Source organism: Olleya namhaensis, assembly GCF_900114005.1.
Classification (GTDB): domain Bacteria; phylum Bacteroidota; class Bacteroidia; order Flavobacteriales; family Flavobacteriaceae; genus Olleya; species Olleya namhaensis.
This window is the reverse complement of record NZ_FORM01000006.1, coordinates 79449-97678: the sequence shown is the minus strand read 5'-3', so window position 1 is coordinate 97678 and position 18230 is coordinate 79449. Positions and strand designations below refer to the sequence as shown.

The 18230-nt window shown below is 33.3% G+C and carries 11 protein-coding genes and 1 tRNA gene; 11 read left to right on the top strand and 1 reads right to left on the bottom strand.

The window, feature by feature from the left end; genetic code table 11:
• Positions 1-31 precede the first annotated feature (31 nt).
• From BMZ09_RS10535 to BMZ09_RS10505, 7 genes are all read left to right on the top strand, one after another.
• Positions 32-1246 (top strand): DNA polymerase Y family protein, encoded by a 1215-nt coding sequence (locus tag BMZ09_RS10535; RefSeq protein WP_090840312.1) that lies wholly within the window; start codon positions 32-34, stop codon positions 1244-1246.
• Complete coding sequence (locus tag BMZ09_RS10530; protein WP_090840310.1) at positions 1246-4203, top strand: DNA polymerase III subunit alpha; 2958 nt, start codon at positions 1246-1248, stop codon at positions 4201-4203. Before BMZ09_RS10535 ends, BMZ09_RS10530 begins: the two co-directional genes overlap by 1 nt.
• A gap of 292 nt (positions 4204-4495) precedes the next feature.
• Positions 4496-8059 (top strand): ShlB/FhaC/HecB family hemolysin secretion/activation protein, encoded by a 3564-nt coding sequence (locus BMZ09_RS10525; RefSeq protein WP_090840308.1) that lies wholly within the window; start codon positions 4496-4498, stop codon positions 8057-8059.
• Positions 8060-8074: 15 nt separating this feature from the next.
• Positions 8075-9685 carry a glutamate synthase-related protein gene (locus BMZ09_RS10520; protein WP_090840306.1) on the top strand — a complete coding sequence of 537 codons (1611 nt, stop codon included), beginning with the start codon at positions 8075-8077 and terminating at the stop codon, positions 9683-9685.
• A 6-nt stretch (positions 9686-9691) separates the two neighbouring features.
• Positions 9692-10435 (top strand): hypothetical protein, encoded by a 744-nt coding sequence (locus BMZ09_RS10515; RefSeq protein ID WP_090840304.1) that lies wholly within the window; start codon positions 9692-9694, stop codon positions 10433-10435.
• Positions 10436-10444: 9 nt separating this feature from the next.
• Positions 10445-10870, top strand: coding sequence for a DUF6789 family protein (locus BMZ09_RS10510; RefSeq protein ID WP_090840302.1), 426 nt, complete (start codon positions 10445-10447; stop codon positions 10868-10870).
• Between the two features lie 90 nt (positions 10871-10960).
• The gene (locus tag BMZ09_RS10505; protein ID WP_090840300.1) at positions 10961-11587 is read left to right on the top strand and encodes a Pycsar system effector family protein; all 627 of its coding nucleotides are present in this window, start codon (positions 10961-10963) and stop codon (positions 11585-11587) included.
• Positions 11588-11669: 82 nt separating this feature from the next.
• Here the strand turns inward: BMZ09_RS10505 and BMZ09_RS10500 are convergent.
• Positions 11670-11754: transfer RNA gene (locus BMZ09_RS10500), tRNA-Ser, on the bottom strand.
• A 198-nt stretch (positions 11755-11952) separates the two neighbouring features.
• Here BMZ09_RS10500 and BMZ09_RS10495 point away from each other — a divergent pair.
• The 4 genes from BMZ09_RS10495 (at position 11953) to BMZ09_RS10480 (ending at position 18211) form a co-directional block, all read left to right on the top strand.
• Positions 11953-12582, top strand: a complete 630-nt coding sequence (locus BMZ09_RS10495) for an NAD(P)H-dependent oxidoreductase (RefSeq protein WP_090840298.1) — start codon at positions 11953-11955, stop codon at positions 12580-12582.
• A gap of 73 nt (positions 12583-12655) precedes the next feature.
• On the top strand, positions 12656-13129 hold the full coding sequence (locus BMZ09_RS10490) for a thioredoxin family protein (protein ID WP_090840296.1): 474 nt from the start codon (positions 12656-12658) through the stop codon (positions 13127-13129).
• Positions 13130-13233: 104 nt separating this feature from the next.
• A complete protein-coding gene (locus tag BMZ09_RS10485; RefSeq protein ID WP_090840294.1) occupies positions 13234-14427 on the top strand; it encodes a DegT/DnrJ/EryC1/StrS family aminotransferase in 1194 nt (397 codons plus the stop codon).
• Between the two features lie 40 nt (positions 14428-14467).
• Positions 14468-18211 (top strand): DUF3857 domain-containing protein, encoded by a 3744-nt coding sequence (locus tag BMZ09_RS10480; protein WP_090840292.1) that lies wholly within the window; start codon positions 14468-14470, stop codon positions 18209-18211.
• The last annotated feature ends 19 nt before the right edge of the window (positions 18212-18230 follow it).

Genomic DNA, 18230 nt, shown 5'->3' with positions numbered 1-18230 from the left:
AATTACTTAAATATGTAGCTAATTTTGTAGCATGCAGAATAATATTTTACATCTAGATTTAGACACGTTTTTTGTCTCTTGCGAGCGACTAATAGATAGTCGTTTGCAAAACAGACCATTACTAGTTGGAGGGACAGGAGATAGAGGTGTGGTAGCTGCGTGTAGTTATGAGACTAGAGGCTTTGGTGTGCATTCAGGTATGTCTATGAAAGTGGCAAGACGTCTATGTCCGGAAGCGACAGTAATTAGAGGAGACGCGTCCATTTATACCAAATATTCGCATTTAGTAACAGAAATTATTAAAGAAAAATCACCCGTTTTTGAAAAAGCGAGTGTGGACGAGTTTTATGTTGATTTATCAGGTATGGATAAGTTTTATGGGTGTTATAAATACGCTTCAGAGCTACGTCAAAGCATCATTAAAAATACGGGGTTACCAATTTCGTTTGGATTATCAGCCAACAAAATAGTATCTAAAGTCGCTACAGGAGAAGCAAAACCGAATAACCAATTACAGATAGATTCAGGATTTGAAAAAGATTTTTTAGCCCCATTATCCATTCGTAAAATACCATCGGTTGGCGAGAAAACATATCAGGTGTTAAGAGGTTTAGGGGTTGATAAAATTAGTGTCATCCAACAAATGCCATTAGAAATGATGATAAGTGCGCTTGGCGCGAATGGACGTACCATTTGGAAAAGAGCTCATGGTATTGATAATCCACCATTGGTCCCGTTTTATGAGCGAAAATCCTTGTCTACAGAACGCACGTTTGGAAAAGACACTATCGATATGGTTAAGCTTAGAACTACCATTTTTGCTATGGCAGAAAATTTAGCCTTTCAATTAAGAAAAGGCAATAAACTAGCCGGAACATTAAGTGTCAAAATCAGGTATTCGGATTTTAATACGTACACCAAACAGGTTAAAATCACTTATTCTAGTGCAGACCATGTTATTATCCCAAAAGTATTAGAGCTGTTTGAAAAACTATACCAACGCCGATTATTAATCCGTTTGGTAGGCGTCAAAATTAGCGATATAGTGACGGGAAATTATCAAATAAATCTTTTTGATGATACCGAAGAGATGCTAAATCTATACAATGCAATGGACGCGATAAGAAACCGATATGGCGATTTAAGTATTATGAGAGCCTCTGCAATGGGCGCCAAAACCATTGGTAGATTTAACAACCCGTTTAATGGCGAACCTCCCGTTTTATTAGCACACCGTAATCAATAATGTATTTAAACTGTCACTCATATTACTCTTTGCGTTTTGGAACATTTTCTGAAACCGATCTATTAGATTTAGCAGAAGCTAATGCTATGGAGGTTGTGGCGTTGACGGATATTAACAACACCTCTGCGTGCTTAAATTTTGTGCGTCATGCTAAAAAACGCAATATTAAGCCTGTAATTGGTATTGATTTTAGGACTGGTGCACAACAGCATTTTGTAGGTCTAGCCAAAAATAATCAAGGATTTAAAGCTTTAAACGCCTTTTTGTCGCAACATTCTGAACAAAAATTACAATTACCAGATGTGGCACCACCACTTGCTAATGTGTTTATTATTTATCCTTTTGAAAACGTCTTACAATTAAATAAAAAAACGTTTGCTGACCACGAGTTTATTGGGGTGTCTATTACCGATTTGCGGAAGCTTAGATTTTCGACCTTAAAACAACAGCAGCATAAAATTGTCTTATTGCAGCCTGTAACGGTAAGAGATAAAAAGGATTTTAATGCCCACCGGTTATTAAGAGCTATAGATAATAACACGCTATTAAGTAAACTGGAAAAAACGGAGGAATGTAATCCTTTGGATACAATGTGGTCTTTAGACGAATTGAATATAGCTGTAGCTGAATTTCCTTTTATCCTAAAGAATACAAAAGCGTTGCTAGACCAATGTGAGATTGAGTTTGGTTTTGACGATCAAAGAGACTCCCAAAACCAGAAATTATACACAGACTCGTTTGAAAATGATTGTATCCTATTAGAACAATTGTGTCGGGACGGTTTACCAAAACGGTATGCTAATCCATCACCAAAAGTACATGCGCGTTTAAAAACAGAACTGGATACCATCAAATCCATGCAATTTGTATCCTTTTTTCTTATCAATCATGATATCGTGTCTTATGCTAAAAGCCAAGGCTATTTTCATGTGGGTAGAGGTAGTGGTGCCAATAGTATTGTAGCGTATATTATTGGGATTACAGATGTAGATCCCATTGAGCTAGATTTGTATTTTGAACGCTTTATCAATCCTTTTAGGGCGTCTCCACCAGATTTTGATATCGACTTTTCTTGGAAGGATAGGGACGATGTGACCGCCTATATTTTCAGAAGATTTAAGCATACCGCATTATTAGCAACCTATAACACGTTTAAATATAGAGCGGTTGTTAGAGAGTTAGGTAAGGTGTTCGGTTTACCGAAAGAAGACATAGACAAGCTAAGTAAAAACAGTTACACCGCTTCTAGTTTAGACGATATTTCAAAATTGGTTTTAAAATATGGGAAGTTAATTGAAGGCTTTCCAAACCATTTAAGCGTGCATTCCGCCGGAATCTTAATTTTGGAGCATCCCGTACATTGTTATTCGGCAACAGATTTACCACCAAAAGGCTTTCCTACGGTGCAGTTTGATATGAATATTGCCGAAGATGTCGGCGTCTTTAAATTTGATATTTTAGGACAACGTGGTTTAGCAAAAATTAAAGAAGCGCTAGAAATTATTGCAGAAAACAGACCAGAATTACCACCAATAGATATTACCAATGTAGCTGCGTTTAAAAAAGATCCAAAAATTAATAATCTATTAAAATCAGGAGGTGCTATTGGGGCGTATTATGTAGAGTCTCCTGCAATGCGTGGATTAATGCAACAATTACAAACGCAAGATTATTTAGGTTTAGTCGCAGCTAGCTCGATTATTAGACCAGGCGTGTCGGGGTCGGGGATGAAAGACGAGTTTATTAAACGTCATCGGATGCCCGAAAAACGAAAAGAGGCACATCCCATATTGTACAATATTATGCCAGAAACCTATGGTGTGATGGTTTATCAAGAGGATGTGTTGAAGGTGGCTAATCAGTTTGCAGATTTAACTTTAGGCGAAGCAGATGTGCTTAGACGTGGTATGAGCGGTAAGTATAGGTCCCTAAAAGAGTTTGAAGCTGTCGAAGAAAAATTTATTGCTAATTGTAGAAAAAAAGGCTATGCTGACGACTTGATTTTTGAAGTCTGGAACCAAATTAAAAGCTTTGCTGGTTACGCTTTCGCGAAAGGGCATTCGGCGTCTTATGCTGTAGAAAGTTATCAGAGTTTGTATTTAAAATGCTATTTCCCATTAGAGTTTATGACCGCTGTACTTAATAATGGTGGCGGTTTTTATAGTGCAGAACATTATTTTCATGAAGCTAGACAACAAGGCGCAACCATTTGCTTGCCTTGTGTAAATACTAGTGATCATCCCAATAGGTTGATTGATACCTCCATTTATTTAGGATTGGGGTATTTGAAAAATTTGGAAGCTTATACCATTAAGCGCCTATTAACGGAACGACAGTTGCACGGACCGTTTAAATCTTTAGACGATTTTATTGATAGAATTGTTATTAGTATCGAACAACTAACCATTTTAATTAGAAGTAATGCGTTTAGATTTACCAATATCCCTAAAGTAGAATTGCTTTGGAAAGCTATTTTTAAATTGAATGCCAAAGGAAAAGACACCATACAATCTAAGCTGTTTAAAACGGAGCATAAACAATTCACCTTACCAAAATTAGATAATAATTGGATTGAAAATGCTTATGACGAAATGGAATTGATTGGATTCCCGTTATGCAATTATTTTGATTTAGTAAGTGAAGCAATGCAAGACGATGTGTTGGCCTCGCAAATGCACCTGTTTGTTAATAAAACAATACTTATTTACGGAAACCTGGTGACCACACGTTTTAATAAAACGTCACAAGGCAAATTGATGCGCCTAAGTACGTTTGTCGATAAAAATGGAGACTATTTTGATGCAGTACACTTTACAAATGTGGTCCATCAATTCCCCATTAATGGATTGGGGATTTATGCGTGTTATGGTAAAATTTCTGACCGGTTTGGCTTTTATAGTATGAGTGTTGTTTGGAGTAAAAAGCTAGCTATACTACAAGATCCAAGAAATAGTTAAGCTATTGTTTTTAAAAAGAAATAGCCCGTCTGTTAGGTTCTTAATTTATTGCGTCTAAATCCTCAGTACCATTTAACTAACATGGTATAAAGTATATAGAGCGACTGTTTTTTTTGAAATGTTATTTAAATTATTTGTAAATTAAAGACGTATTACAAAAAAAACACAGTCATTTTGGTCTAACCGCTAGCTATGGTTATAAACAAAATGCAATCCTAAAACTGAGGTGTTTTTATAATAATACCAATCCCCTTAAGATTGATTCTCTAATAACAACCAAAATAACTAACACATGAAGAAAAGATTATTTAATTCGTTATTGTCCCTTATCATTGTAGGTTTTGCCTACGCTCAAGAAGAAAAAAACCTACCTAACACACCAATTTCTCACACCTTTTACGCCACAGGAAATTTAGCAACATCTAATACTGCCAGTAGTAATACTGTGGTAACAGCACTTGCTAAAGCATTAGAAAAAGATAGTAATTCGACTTTATTACTTCTTGGTAATAATGCGTCTACCACAGGTTTTTCAGAAAAAAAGAGTTCAGCCAAATCAAATTTAGACAGTTATGCCTCGGTTTTTAAACCGTTTTCTGAGCGCATGTATTTTATTCCTGGATATTCAGACTGGAAACACGGACTAAAAAGCTTAAAAGCACAAGAAGACTATTTAGAAGATCTGTTTGATAATAAAAATGTTTTTCAACCAGAAAAAGGTTGTCCAATCGAAAAAATTGAAATTAATGACAACATAGATTTGTTAATTTTAGATTCGCAGTGGGCATTATCAGATTGGGATAAAATTCCTAATATTAATGACCATTGTGAGATAAAAAATAAAACAGAGTTTTATGTCGAGGTCGAGCATGAAATTATAAAAAGTCAAGGAAAAACGGTGCTAATTGCAATGTATCACCCTATTGCTTCTTATGGTAAACATGGAAATTCTTATGCATTTGGTATCGGGTCTCAAAATCTAAATAATACGTATTATAAGGAGTATAGCAAGCGCTTATTAACTATTGCGCAACAATCTACAAATGTTGTTTTTCTTTCAGGACATGAACAAAATATGCAATTTATTGTAGAAAAAAATATACCAACTATTATTAGTGGCGCTGGAGGAAAAATTCAAAAAGCAAAACAAGGTAGTAATAGTTTAGCAGCCATTAATCAAAAAGGATATACAAAGATTATCGAATATAAGAATGGCGCATTATGGATGGCCTTTTATGGCGAATCTAATAATTTTACAACACCATTATTTGCTTCAGAAATAATACAAGCATTTGATAAGGTGACACTGCCAGATTTTAATGAAACAGCAACACCAGAATACGTAAAAGCATCTATATATGAGCCAGAAGAGTTAGACCGTTCTGGATTTTATAAAATGCTTTGGGGAGAACATTTTAGAAAAGATTATGCTACAGCCATAAATGTAAAAACAGCGCTTTTAGATACATTATATGGTGGATTATCTATTATTAGAAAAGGGGGAGGACATCAAACCAATTCACTACGTTTAGAAACAAAAGATGGACGCGAATTTGCTATGCGTTCGGCAAAAAAAAGTGCGTTGCGTTTTATTCAATATTTCCTGTTTAAAACTCAGTATTTAGAGCCAGATGTTGAGGATACTTATTTTATTCAGTTATTACAAGATTATTGGACTACAGCAAATCCTTATGGAAGTTTAACTATAGGAGACTTATCTGATGCGTTAGATATTTATCATGCTAATACTGAAATGTATTATATCCCAAAACAAAAAGCATTAGATATTTATAACGATGCTTTTGGTGATAAAATTTATTTTATTGAAGAACGTATAACAGATGGTCATGGAGATGTAGCAAGTCTAGGAAGCACAAATACTATAGAAAGTACTACGGATTTACTAGACAAACTACGTAGAAAAGACAAAATAGCGATAAACGAGAGTTTATATATTAGAACCCGTTTATTTGATAATATAATTGGAGATTTTGATAGACACGCAGACCAATGGCGTTGGGCAGTCCAAAAACAAGAGGATGGTACAGATCTTTATGAAGCAATACCTAGAGATCGTGATCAAGCATACGCAGATTTTGATGGTTTTATGCTTGGTGCTTTAACCGTATTAAGTCCCCCTATGCGTTTTATGCAACGTTATGACGGTACATATAATTCCACACGATGGTTTAATGATGCTGGAGATGATGTTGATTTTGCTGTGTTGACCAAGCATACACAAGAAGATTGGCTGCGCGAAGCACGTTTTATAAAAGAAAACTTAACGACTGAAGTTATTGATAAAGCATTTAGTAATTTTCCTAAAGAGATTGATCAGACAAAAGTAGCTAGAACAAAAAAAGCCTTATTAGGACGATTAGCTAAAGTTGAAGAAAATGCAGTAAGCATTTATGAATACCTTCGTACTTGTGTTATTGTAACAGGAACCGATAAAGATGATCATTTTGTAATTACACGTAAGCCTGACGGAATTACAAACGTTAGTATCTACCGAATTAAAAAAGGAGAGAAAACAGATAAGTATCTAGATGTTGATTATGATAAGTCCATTACTAACGAAATATGGATTTACGGATTGGATGATGAAGATATCTTTGAAGTGAATGGAAAGAGTAATAAGTACATCAAAATTAAAATAATTGGTGGACAAAATAATGATACGTACCGTATTAATAACAAAAGAAATCTGCGTGTATTTGACCAGAAATCAAAGCCTAATACGTTTGAAACTCCTGTGCCAAAAACATTGTCTGATAATTACGATTTAAATACATATTATTTTAAGAAAAACCGTAGAGATGTCAGAAACACACTACCTATTATTGCTTTAAATCCAGACGATGGACTTAAAGTAGGTGCAACGTTTAACTACACAAAAAACTCTTTACAACGTAACCCATTTACAGCAAAACACAGTTTAAGTCTTGCTTATATTACTGAAACATCGGGAGTGCAAATAGACTATTCTGGAGAATTTGCCAACGTATTTGAAAAGATAAACCTTGGTATAGAAGCAGGATATTCTTCTTCTAGTTATACTAACAATTTTTTTGGCTTCGGAAATGAAACCCTAAATTTTGAAGACGACCTAGATCTAGATTTTAATAGAGTAAGATTAAGAACACTGTCTTTTGCGCCATCGCTTATTTATCGCGGGTACTATGGTAGTTCTATAACCTTAGGTGCGAGTTATGAAAATATAGAAGCAGAAAAAACAGCAGGTCGATTTATAGAAGTCGCTGGTGTTAATCCGGATGTTTTTGAGAGTCAAAGTTTTTATGGTGTAGAAGGGGTTTATGAGTATAATAACTTTGATAATGCAGCATTACCTAAATCAGGAATTGGATTTAAATTGACAGCAGGTTACAAAGCTAATTTTGAAAGCGATAAAAGTTTCTCATACGTTATTCCTGAGCTTAGGTTAACAAAAAAAATTGACAGTCGTGGTATTTTAGTCTATGCTACAAAACTTAAAGCACATGTTAATTTAAGTAATGAGTTTGAGTTTTATCAAGCAGCATCCATAGGAGATGGAGATGGTTTAAGAGGATTTAGACAAGAACGCTTTAGCGGAAAAAGTGCCTTTTATCATAACTCTGATTTAAGACTGTCTCTTGGTAAAATACGAAATGCTTTTATTCCGATTGCTTACGGCTTTTATGGTGGATTCGATTATGGTCGTGTATGGGTAGAAAACGACAATTCTAATGAGTGGCACACGTCACCAGGTGGAGGTGTGTTTTTTAACATTGCAGGATTTACTACTGCCAACTTCGGCTATTTTAGTTCTGACGAAGGTGGAAGATTAAACATATTACTAAGTCTAGCATTCTAATTAAAAACCAACGATATGAAAAAACCAATACAAGTATTTAAAGTCAGTGAATTAAAAAATAAAGAACCGGAACATGCATTAGTTAATGGATTAGATTTAGTTATTGTTAAGTTTGATGATGCTATCTCAGTTCTTTACGGACGTTGTTTGCATCGTGGCGCATTAATGTCAGACGGTCATATTGATGGTCATAATCTAATTTGTGGTGTTCATGGATGGGATTACCGTGTAGATTCTGGAGTTTCGGAATATAATAATAAAGAAGTACTTCATAAATTTTCGACTAAAATAGAAGGTGATGACTTATATGTAGACGCATTTGAAATAGATGCCTATTTGGTTAATAGCCCGCAACCCTTTAATCGTGATGCTTATTTAGGTGCTTATGCGGATACACATCCAGAAGATACAGAGCCATACACAGGTTATATTAAAGAACTAGCACAAAATGGCTTAAAAAACATAGGGCATCATGGATTTTCAGCATCTATGGGAGTAGATAGAAATACGTTACCAAAATGGAATGACATTCAGTTTTTACCAGCACAATTAGCAACAAGACCATTGTTAGATGAGGAGGCAGTAGCAACTAAGGTTACAATTGGTTCAAAAGCAAAAAAACCGTTACATCTTGATATTCCATTATTTGTAAGTGATATGAGTTTTGGAGCATTATCTCGAGAAGCTAAAATAGCACTATCAAAAGGTGCAGAGTTAGCAGGAACAGGAATTTGTTCAGGAGAAGGTGGTATGCTTCCGCAAGAACAAGCTAATAATAGTAAGTATTTTTACGAGTTGGCTTCGGCACAATTTGGATTTTCATGGGATAAATTAGATCATGTACAAGCCTTTCATTTTAAAGGCGGTCAAGGGGCTAAAACAGGAACAGGAGGCCATTTGCCAGGCAGTAAAGTTAGTAAAGAAATTGCTGAGGTTAGAGGCGTAAAAGAAGGAGAGACTGCAATATCACCTGCAGCAAATCCTAATTTTCATACTGTTCAGGATTTTAAAGCGTTTGCAGATAAAGTACGTCAACGTACAGGAGGGATTCCTATTGGATTTAAAATAGCAGCAAGTCATATTGAAAAAGACATACAGTTTGCTTTAGATGTTGGTGTGGATTATATCATTCTTGATGGTCGTGGTGGCGGTACGGGTTCTGCACCAACCATATTAAGAGATCATATAAATGTACCAACCATACCCGCTATAGCTAGAGCTAGAAAATATTTGGATCGTGTGGGCGCTACAGAGGTTACGTTGGTGGCTACAGGAGGCTTACGTGTGGCAGAAGATTTTGCAAAAGCAATGATGTTAGGTGCCGATGCAATTGCGGTTTCTAATTCGGCATTACAAGCTATTGGTTGTTTAGGGATGCGTGCTTGTGGTACAAATAATTGTCCAGTAGGTATCGCAACTCAAAAAGAATCGTTGCGTAGTCGCTTGATTATAGAGTCTTCGGCTAAACAATTATATAACTATTTTGATGCGACTAATGATTTAATTAAAGTAATTGCAAGAGCTTGTGGTTATGATGATGTGACTAAATTTAATCAAGAGGATTTGTCAACTTTTGATTATGAGATGCACAAACTAACAGGGATTAATTACGCAGGAATACAATAACATATTATGGAAAAACAAATGCATTTAGCAGCACAATATTTAGCTGCAGCAGGAATTAGTTTTCTTGAAAAAAAAGACGATGATAGTCATACAAATTTAGGGTTTAGTATTAAAGACCAGTGTTTATATACGCACACACTTTCTAAAAACGAAGACGTATTAGGTTTAGATTACAAAAATTTTGCACTGGTTTGGAGCTCTAAAACTGGGACTACAAGTTTAAATCTAGATGGTGCGACGCACAGTACAATTTTACAATGGCTTTCAAACACCGCAAAAAGCAATCTTAATAAATTGTATACCTATAAGTTTCATTATGACTTATCATATACTATAGATGCTACTTATACTTTTAAATTATCTGATACTGATAGATTAAAAACGTTATCAGCACAACGTGTATTAATAGAAAAAGTAATTCAACAATTAAAAAAGGCATACCATTTAGAGACACCTTGTAGAGTTTGGCCTCATCATTTTGATACAGGTATTTATACGGCGTTTCCAGATAGTAATATCACGATAGGATTGGGCTTAGCTATTCCCGACAGTGTTTCAAAAACATTCTATTTTTATATTTCTGGTTATAAAAATGGTAAAACTATGGATACTTCTGGTTTTTCTAATTTAGCTCTTGGCGAGTGGAAATCGGATGGGTTTACGGGTGCAATTTTAGAATTATCAAATACAACAGAAGCTGATGGCGTTTCCTTTTTTAAGGAAGCTATTAGTCAATTACAAACAAAATAAATAAATAAGATGAATAATAAATTTTTAAAAAGTATTGTAGCCGGAATTATAGCAACGATTGCCATGACAGTATTAATGGTAATATCAGGAAAATTAGGAATGCCAAAAATGGAACCGCCACATATGTTAGCGACAACTTTAGGAGCTCCCGTAGTGGTTGGATGGATGATGCATTTTATGATTGGGGTCTCGTTTGCACTAATTTATACTTATGTTATTAGTGGTTGGTTTGAAAAGATTAATTCTGTTGTACTAAAAGGTGTTGTTTTTGGAGTAATAGCAGCTGTTATGGCAAAGGTAAGTATGACAATAATGGGTAAGATGTTTGATACAATGCCTGCGCCTTCTGGTAACATGGCTTTAGTATTAATGGGACTAGTTATGGGACATATTTTATTTGGTATTGTTGTCGTGTGGTTTATCCACCGTAAATAATCTCATTTTAACTGCTGTTCTGAGAAGAGAATAGCTTGAATTGTTATAATCTTAACAAGAATTATAAGTCTTAATTTACAACGTATTGATATGAGTAGTAAAAAAACAGAAAAAGCAGCAGATAACTACCTTATGGATGAGTTAAAGATTGATAAGGATACACTTAAATCTTTAAAGAAAAAATTAGCTAAAATTGAACCAAGGTCTGAGCGTGGTGTCGAAACGTTGTTTCGTTTATTATCCAAAAATCAGTACACCTTAAATACGATGATAGATAGAAAATCTAACATTCTTATTTCAATCAATGCATTAATTTTGTCATTAATAATCGGTACTGTAATGAGTCAGTTAGATGCTGATCCACATCTTATTTTTCCTGTGGTAATGATACTTGTTACAAATTTGATATCTATAACGTACGCTATATTTGCAACACGTCCAGAACTAGTGCATGGTGATAAAGGTGCCCGAAATCTTATGTTTTATGGTAATTTTCAAGATATGGAGGAAGCTGAATATGTGGATAGTATTACTCAGTTAATGAATCAAGGAGATGAATTATACAAAACTATTGCAAAAGACACCTTTTATCTAGGGAAAACAATCGATAGAAAATTTAAGCTCTTACGTAAATCTTTTAATGTGTTTTTAGTGGGAATTATTATGTCAGTTATGGGCTTTATAGCTTGTCACGTATTTTTTGGAGGACTGATGTAAAATACAAGTCACTTGTAAAAGATGTAATTACAATTAAAGTATTATAAATAAAAAAGCCTTACATAAAATGTAAGGCTTTTTGCGGAGAGTAAGGGATTCGAACCCCTGGAGGTGTGACCCTCAACAGTTTTCAAGACTGCCGCATTCGACCACTCTGCCAACTCTCCAAAGTGTCTCATTAGGTATTCCCTAATTGCGAGTGCAAATATAGATAGGATTTTAGTTTTATTCAAATAAAAAAGAAGATTTTTTTGTTTTTTTTTCAATCAAGGTCATAGTTTGTTAGTAATCAATTAATAAGATAAATTGATTGCTTTCTAACCTAAATTAAAAGCATAACCGTTATTTTTGACGAAAATTGAAATATGGATATAATAAAGCAACTTAACTGGAGATACGCCACAAAAAGTTTTGATACACAACGGTTAGTTTCAGATAAAGATATAAAAGCGCTTACAGAAGCTTTTAACCTAACTGCTACGTCTTATGGTTTACAACCATTAAAATTGATGGTTATTAAGGATAAAGACTTACAATCACAATTGGTTCCGGTTTCTTACAATCAAAAACAAGTAGGAGAGGCTTCTCATCTATTAGTATTTTGTATAGAATCGCAGATGGATACAGCATTTATTACTAGTTATTTTGATAGGGTTAAATCTATTAGAAATACGGAAGATGCTATTTTAGATCCTTTTAAAACATTTTTAATCGAAGATTTTAAAAACAAATCACAATCAGAAAAAGAAGCTTGGGCTGTAAAACAAGCCTATTTGGCTTTAGGTAATATAATGACGGTTTGTGCATTATTAAATATTGATGCTTGTCCAATGGAAGGTTTTAGCCCATCGGATTACGATACTGTTTTAGGATTGGAAGCGCTTAAGCTTAAATCGGTTTTAGTAATGCCAATTGGATATAGAGCTAAAGACGATTTTATGGCGGACTTACAAAAAGTAAGGCGTCCAATAAAAGACACCGTAATTATGCGTTAACACAATAAAGTGGCAAGATTATTGTTATTTCATAAAAAGCAATACTTTTGTAATGCATTAAATTTATTAAAAAATGAAAAAATTACTGCTTGTATTTACTTTATGTGTATCATTTTCAATGCTTGCGCAGGATGATGATTACGAAGATTATTCATCTAATTTAAATTGGCTGACGGATTTAGCAGAAGCTAAACAAGAATCAATAAGCTCTAAAAAGCCAATTTTAATTTATTTTACAGGAAGCGATTGGTGTGCACCTTGTAAAATGTTGAAAAAAGATTTTTTCTACACAGAAGCTTTTGAAGAAAAAGCAGATCAATTTGTACTTCTAATGATTGATATGCCAAGGCGTACGGACATCATCTCTAAAGAGCAACAAGAAAAAAACAATAACGTTGTTAGTAAATACAATACATCAGGAGGTTACCCTAATTTAGTAGCTTTAAATGATCAATTACATATAATAGGAGAATTATCTGGTTATACTTTTTTAAGAGAAACAGACAGACATTTTGCTTTTATAGAAGCGATTCTAGAAAATTACTAGACTACAAGAATATAAGACATTTAAAAAACGCCCAAATTAAGTTTGAGGCGTTTTTTTTATAGCTTAAATTCTTTTAAATTTGACTAATAACAAAAAATATATAGATGCCAGGATTTGAAAGCTTTGGAGATTTAGAGCGAAAAGAAGTAGAAGATGTACTAGATAATGGAGTATTAATGCGTTATGGTTTTGATGGCATGCGTAATGGACATTATAAAGCAAAGTCTTTAGAAACAGAAATACAAAAAACACTACAGGTTAATCACGCACAATTAGTAACTAACGGGACAGCAGCTGTATCTGTAGCTTTAGCTTTAGCGGGTATTGGAGCAGGAGATGAGGTAATTATGCCTTGTTTTACGTTTGTCGCTAGTTTTGAAGCTATTATGATGTTGGGTGCTATTCCTGTATTAGTGGATATAGATGATACATTAACCTTAAACCCAGAAGCGGTTAAGGCTGCTATTACATCTAAAACAAAAGCAATCATGCCTGTACATATGTGTGGTAGTATGGCTAATTTAGATGCGCTTAAACAAATAGCGGATGATCATAACTTAAAACTGGTAGAAGATGCTTGTCAAGCTATTGGAGGAACCTATAAAGGAAAGTCTTTAGGTACCTATGGTGACTTAGGATGTTTTAGTTTTGACTTTGTTAAAACAATAACTTGTGGAGAAGGTGGAGCAGTAGTTACTAATAATCCAGAGTATGCAAAACATGCGGATTTGTTTACAGATCACGGTCATGACCATATTGGGAGTGATAGAGGGGCAGAGACACATTCTTACTTAGGTTATAATTTCCGAATTTCAGAATTGAATGCTGCTGTAGGTTTAGCACAAGTTAGACGTTTAAAAGACTTTATTGCCATTCAGAAAAAAAACTATACCATTTTAAGAGAGGCGTTATCAGCTATTCCTGAGGTGACATTTAGAACTGTACCCGAAGGAGGAGAAGAGAGTTATGCTTTTTTAAGTTTCTTTTTACCAAATTTAGAAACGACAAGAAAAACATCGGCTGCATTTAAAGAAAAAGGAGTAGATGTTTGTTTTCATTATTATGATAACAACTGGCATTATATTAGAAAATGGGATCATTTAAAAGATATAAAAACCTTATATCCAGTTTCTAAAGAAGTTAAAGACGGTCTAGCATATCTAAAAGACAAAACATTTGAAAAATCAGACCATTTTATTGGTAGAAATATTTCTTGTTTAATCAAGTTATCTTGGACGGAAGAAGAAACAAAACAACGCGCTAAACTTATGGTAGAAGCCATAAAAGAATCACTATAATTTTTAATTTTAAACCAACCCCAAATAAACCAACCTTTTAATGAAAAAAATCACTGTACTATGTCTATTGCTATGCTTTTATTCGGCTATAGCCCAAGATAATTATGACCAATTTTGGCAAGAATTATTAAGTAATAACCGTGTTTCTGCAACTCAAACATTAAAAAAGATTGATGATGCTAATAGTATTGAAAATCTTATTATTAATGAAATAATGAGGGTTGAAAATGGTCAATTTAGAGCCAATAAAGACTTTTTGCCAACTTTTTTAAATCAGGATAATTATCAAAATTATTTATATGCCCTTTGGAACGAAAACTATTTTTTTAATACGTATTTAGATACAGGATTTAATAATAAAATTGTTGGAGCAATTAATAGTATTTCTGAAAGTAATCCGACACATAATACTATCCAAGACGCTATAACGTATTTAGAATCTATAGTGGCTAGAGAGAATAAAGATTGGGCGACTTACAAATCTAAAATTAGTAATATACCTTCTTTTAGAAACTGGCAATATTGTGGTGTCTTTGAAAACTTGAATAAAAGCGGTCTTGATCGTGTTTATGGACCTGAGACTAACGCTAACAACAATACTCCTTTTGACGCAGAAAGTAATGGCTATGTTAATTGGTACACTTCAAAAAATACAGAAGAAGCTTATCAGTTTTTTACTAATCATGAAGAGTATGGATCGGGTGTTAATTATGCACAGACTTTTGTTTCAACGCCTCAAGATGAAACAGTAATTTTACGTATTGGAAGTGGATCTGCTTTTAAATTATGGTTAAATGATGTTGTTATATTTGAAAACAAGCAGGACGTTGTTACAGACTTAGATGCTTATCAGGTTAAGGTTACTTTTCCAAAAGGAAATAATAGATTGTTAATAAAAACTGCCGAAAGTGACTATGGCAGCTATTTTATTATGAGTCCATTAAATCAAGACGGATCTCATAATACTAATTTAAAAGAGTCTTCAAGCTATTCTGAATATAATAAAAGTAAAGCTAGTCAAATAGGAGCGACTCCCGTTACTAATAGTTTTGAAGCTTTTTTTGTAGATAAACTTTATCAAAATCCGAACAATTTTTTTAATGCTTATTGTTTAATTAGAACATATTTAAGAAATTCTAAATACGAAGAAGCTAAAAAAGTAATACAGCCTTTTTTAGAGCAGTACCCAAAAAGTTCATTATTAAGAAAATTAATGATTACGGTCTATTCTTTAGAAAAAGATTATACGACAATCAAAGAAATTAATAAAAACATGGAGTTGGATGATGAAACCTATTATCTACCTGTTTTGTTAAAAGTTATGGTGTTTGACGAGTTGACAAGAATGAGTATTAAAGAGTTAGAAGACTATCTTGAAAAACTTAAATCAACAATTGATTTAGAAATCATGCATGAAACTGCAGATTTTATCTATAATGCTAGACAAGAAGATCAAGCCAAACTCAAAAAAAATCTTGATAAGTTAATGATAATGACTGACGGCAACACTAAATTAATATTGCGCTATGCACCGTTGTATGAGTCGTTGTTCGAAGAAGAAAATAAGACTGTTAGTATCTTAGAAGATTTAGAAAAAAAGAAATTTGATTTGTCTATAGTTAGAAAACTAGTGTCTTATTATGATAAACGTAATCAAAAAAGTAAAGTTTTGGATATGTTATCTAATGAGATTGAATATCTAGGTACTGATAACTATTACTTAAGGTCTATTATTAATAAGTTGCACCAATATAAAAGATATGAAGAGTCATTAAAATATATAGACCAAGGTTTATCTAATTTTCCAGATTCGTTTGTTTTTCAAGAGTTAAAAGGTGATGCTTTACTTCAAATTGATAAAAAGAAAGCCATTACTGCTTATGAATCCTCTTTGTCTCATAATAGTAATGATAAATCTTTAAGAAAAAAATTGAAGGATTTAAATAACGAAAACAATGTTTTAAAAGATTTAGTTATCGAAGATGCCTATAGCTTAATAAATGAAAGAAGAGGTAAAATAGTAACAAATAACTATGGGTTTAATATCCTAAATGATAATAGTACTGTAGAGTTATATAGCGAAGGTGGTGGTAATTATAGATCTGTTTTTATTTATGAAATTACATCGGATAGCGGAGTAGAGCGTTTTAAAGAGTATGATTTAGGGTTAAGCGGGAATTATAATGTAAATAAGTCTGAAATTGTAAAGCAAGATAAAAGCATTATACCAGCAGATAAAAGCGGGTCTAGCTTAGTGTTTAACGGGTTAGCAATTGGTGACGTTATTTATTTAGATTATGAGTATTCATTTTCTAAATCTGGTCGTTTTTATAAAACGTATTCGGATCGGTTTATGCTAGGTTCTTTTCATCCTACATCATCTTCTGCAGTTAAAATAATTGCTCCAAAAGAGCATAACTTAAATTATAAGAGTGTAAATGGTAATACGCAACCTAAAATAACAACTAAAGGAGATTCTAAATTATACGAATGGACTATTTTAAATAATCCTGGATTACCTCAAGGAGAAGACTATATGCCTAGCGACTCTGATGTTGCAGAATATATTCACTTAAGTACAATTGATAGCTGGAACGAGATTTCTATTTGGTATTCTGATTTAGTAAGAAGCGTTATGGAGGTAAATGCAACTGTACAGGATACATTTGATAAATTATTTCCTGACGGTTATAAACATTTATCAGAGGATCAACGTGCTAAAATTATTTACAATTATATACGTAACAATTTTACGTATAGTTATGTTAGTTTTAGACAAAGCGGATTTGTACCACAAAAACCATCAAAGACAATTAAGACTAATTTAGGAGATTGTAAAGACTTTTCTACGTTGTATGTAACATTGGCAAAGAAAGCTGAATTGGAAGCTAATTTGATACTTGTATTAACGTCGGATTATGGTCGTAATAGTTTGGTTTTACCTAGTACAGATTTTAATCATTGTATAGCAAAAGTAAAGATTGATGGAAAAGATCAGTTTTTAGAGTTAACAGATAAGTATTTACCTTACAAATCTTTACCAACGTCACTAAGAGGTGCTACAGCTTTAGAAATTCCTTTGAATAGAAATGATACCAAATCTTACGATTTATTTAAATTAGAAAATCTATCTAGAGAACAAGCAGTCTCTAAGAATGTAGTAACATTAGACATTAATAAAGATCAGATTGGTATGATGGTAGACTCAGAGTTTAGAGGGCATATTAACTCTTACTATTCTAGCGTGTTTTCAGAGCCAAATGGAGATGTTATTAAAAAGGCAATATATGATGATTACACTAGTAGGTTGTCTGACGATTTTACTTTAAATAACGTGAGTAACATAGAGCGTAAGGATGATGATATGTTAATTAAATATACAGCAGACATAACTTTAAATAAAAAAATAAATAAGATAGGATCAACTAGTATACTACAATTACCAATGGTATCTAATCCTTATACTAAAGGTATTGTAAGTTTAGAAAAACGTGCGCATGACATAGATTACACGTTATACGAAACTACAGATGTATACCAAGTAGTTTACATTGTAAATATCGAAGAAGGACAGTCGTTTACTGAAATTCCGGAAAATGTTACTCTAACTTTTAAGGACCATTCATATAGTATTAGTTATAGTAAATTAAAAGCGAATCAATTAAAGGTGGAATTAAATTCTACACCTTCAATGCGCAGGATTAAAGCTTCGGATTATCTAGAATTTAAAACGTATGTTAAAAATGTTTTAGATGCACAAGAAGCATTTATAGGTTATAAATAATAAACGATCACACATAAAA

Excerpts from the sequence above, each read along its gene's own strand:
- BMZ09_RS10480 (WP_090840292.1), top strand. The coding sequence starts at position 14,468 with ATGAAAAAAATCACTGTACTATGTCTATTGCTATGCTTTTATTCGGCT.
- BMZ09_RS10485 (WP_090840294.1), top strand. The coding sequence starts at position 13,234 with ATGCCAGGATTTGAAAGCTTTGGAGATTTAGAGCGAAAAGAAGTAGAA.
- BMZ09_RS10535 (WP_090840312.1), top strand. The coding sequence starts at position 32 with ATGCAGAATAATATTTTACATCTAGATTTAGACACGTTTTTTGTCTCT.
- BMZ09_RS10510 (WP_090840302.1), top strand. The coding sequence starts at position 10,445 with ATGAATAATAAATTTTTAAAAAGTATTGTAGCCGGAATTATAGCAACG.
- BMZ09_RS10490 (WP_090840296.1), top strand. The coding sequence starts at position 12,656 with ATGAAAAAATTACTGCTTGTATTTACTTTATGTGTATCATTTTCAATG.
- BMZ09_RS10505 (WP_090840300.1), top strand. The coding sequence starts at position 10,961 with ATGAGTAGTAAAAAAACAGAAAAAGCAGCAGATAACTACCTTATGGAT.
- BMZ09_RS10530 (WP_090840310.1), top strand. The coding sequence starts at position 1,246 with ATGTATTTAAACTGTCACTCATATTACTCTTTGCGTTTTGGAACATTT.
- BMZ09_RS10495 (WP_090840298.1), top strand. The coding sequence starts at position 11,953 with ATGGATATAATAAAGCAACTTAACTGGAGATACGCCACAAAAAGTTTT.
- BMZ09_RS10515 (WP_090840304.1), top strand. The coding sequence starts at position 9,692 with ATGGAAAAACAAATGCATTTAGCAGCACAATATTTAGCTGCAGCAGGA.
- BMZ09_RS10525 (WP_090840308.1), top strand. The coding sequence starts at position 4,496 with ATGAAGAAAAGATTATTTAATTCGTTATTGTCCCTTATCATTGTAGGT.
- BMZ09_RS10520 (WP_090840306.1), top strand. The coding sequence starts at position 8,075 with ATGAAAAAACCAATACAAGTATTTAAAGTCAGTGAATTAAAAAATAAA.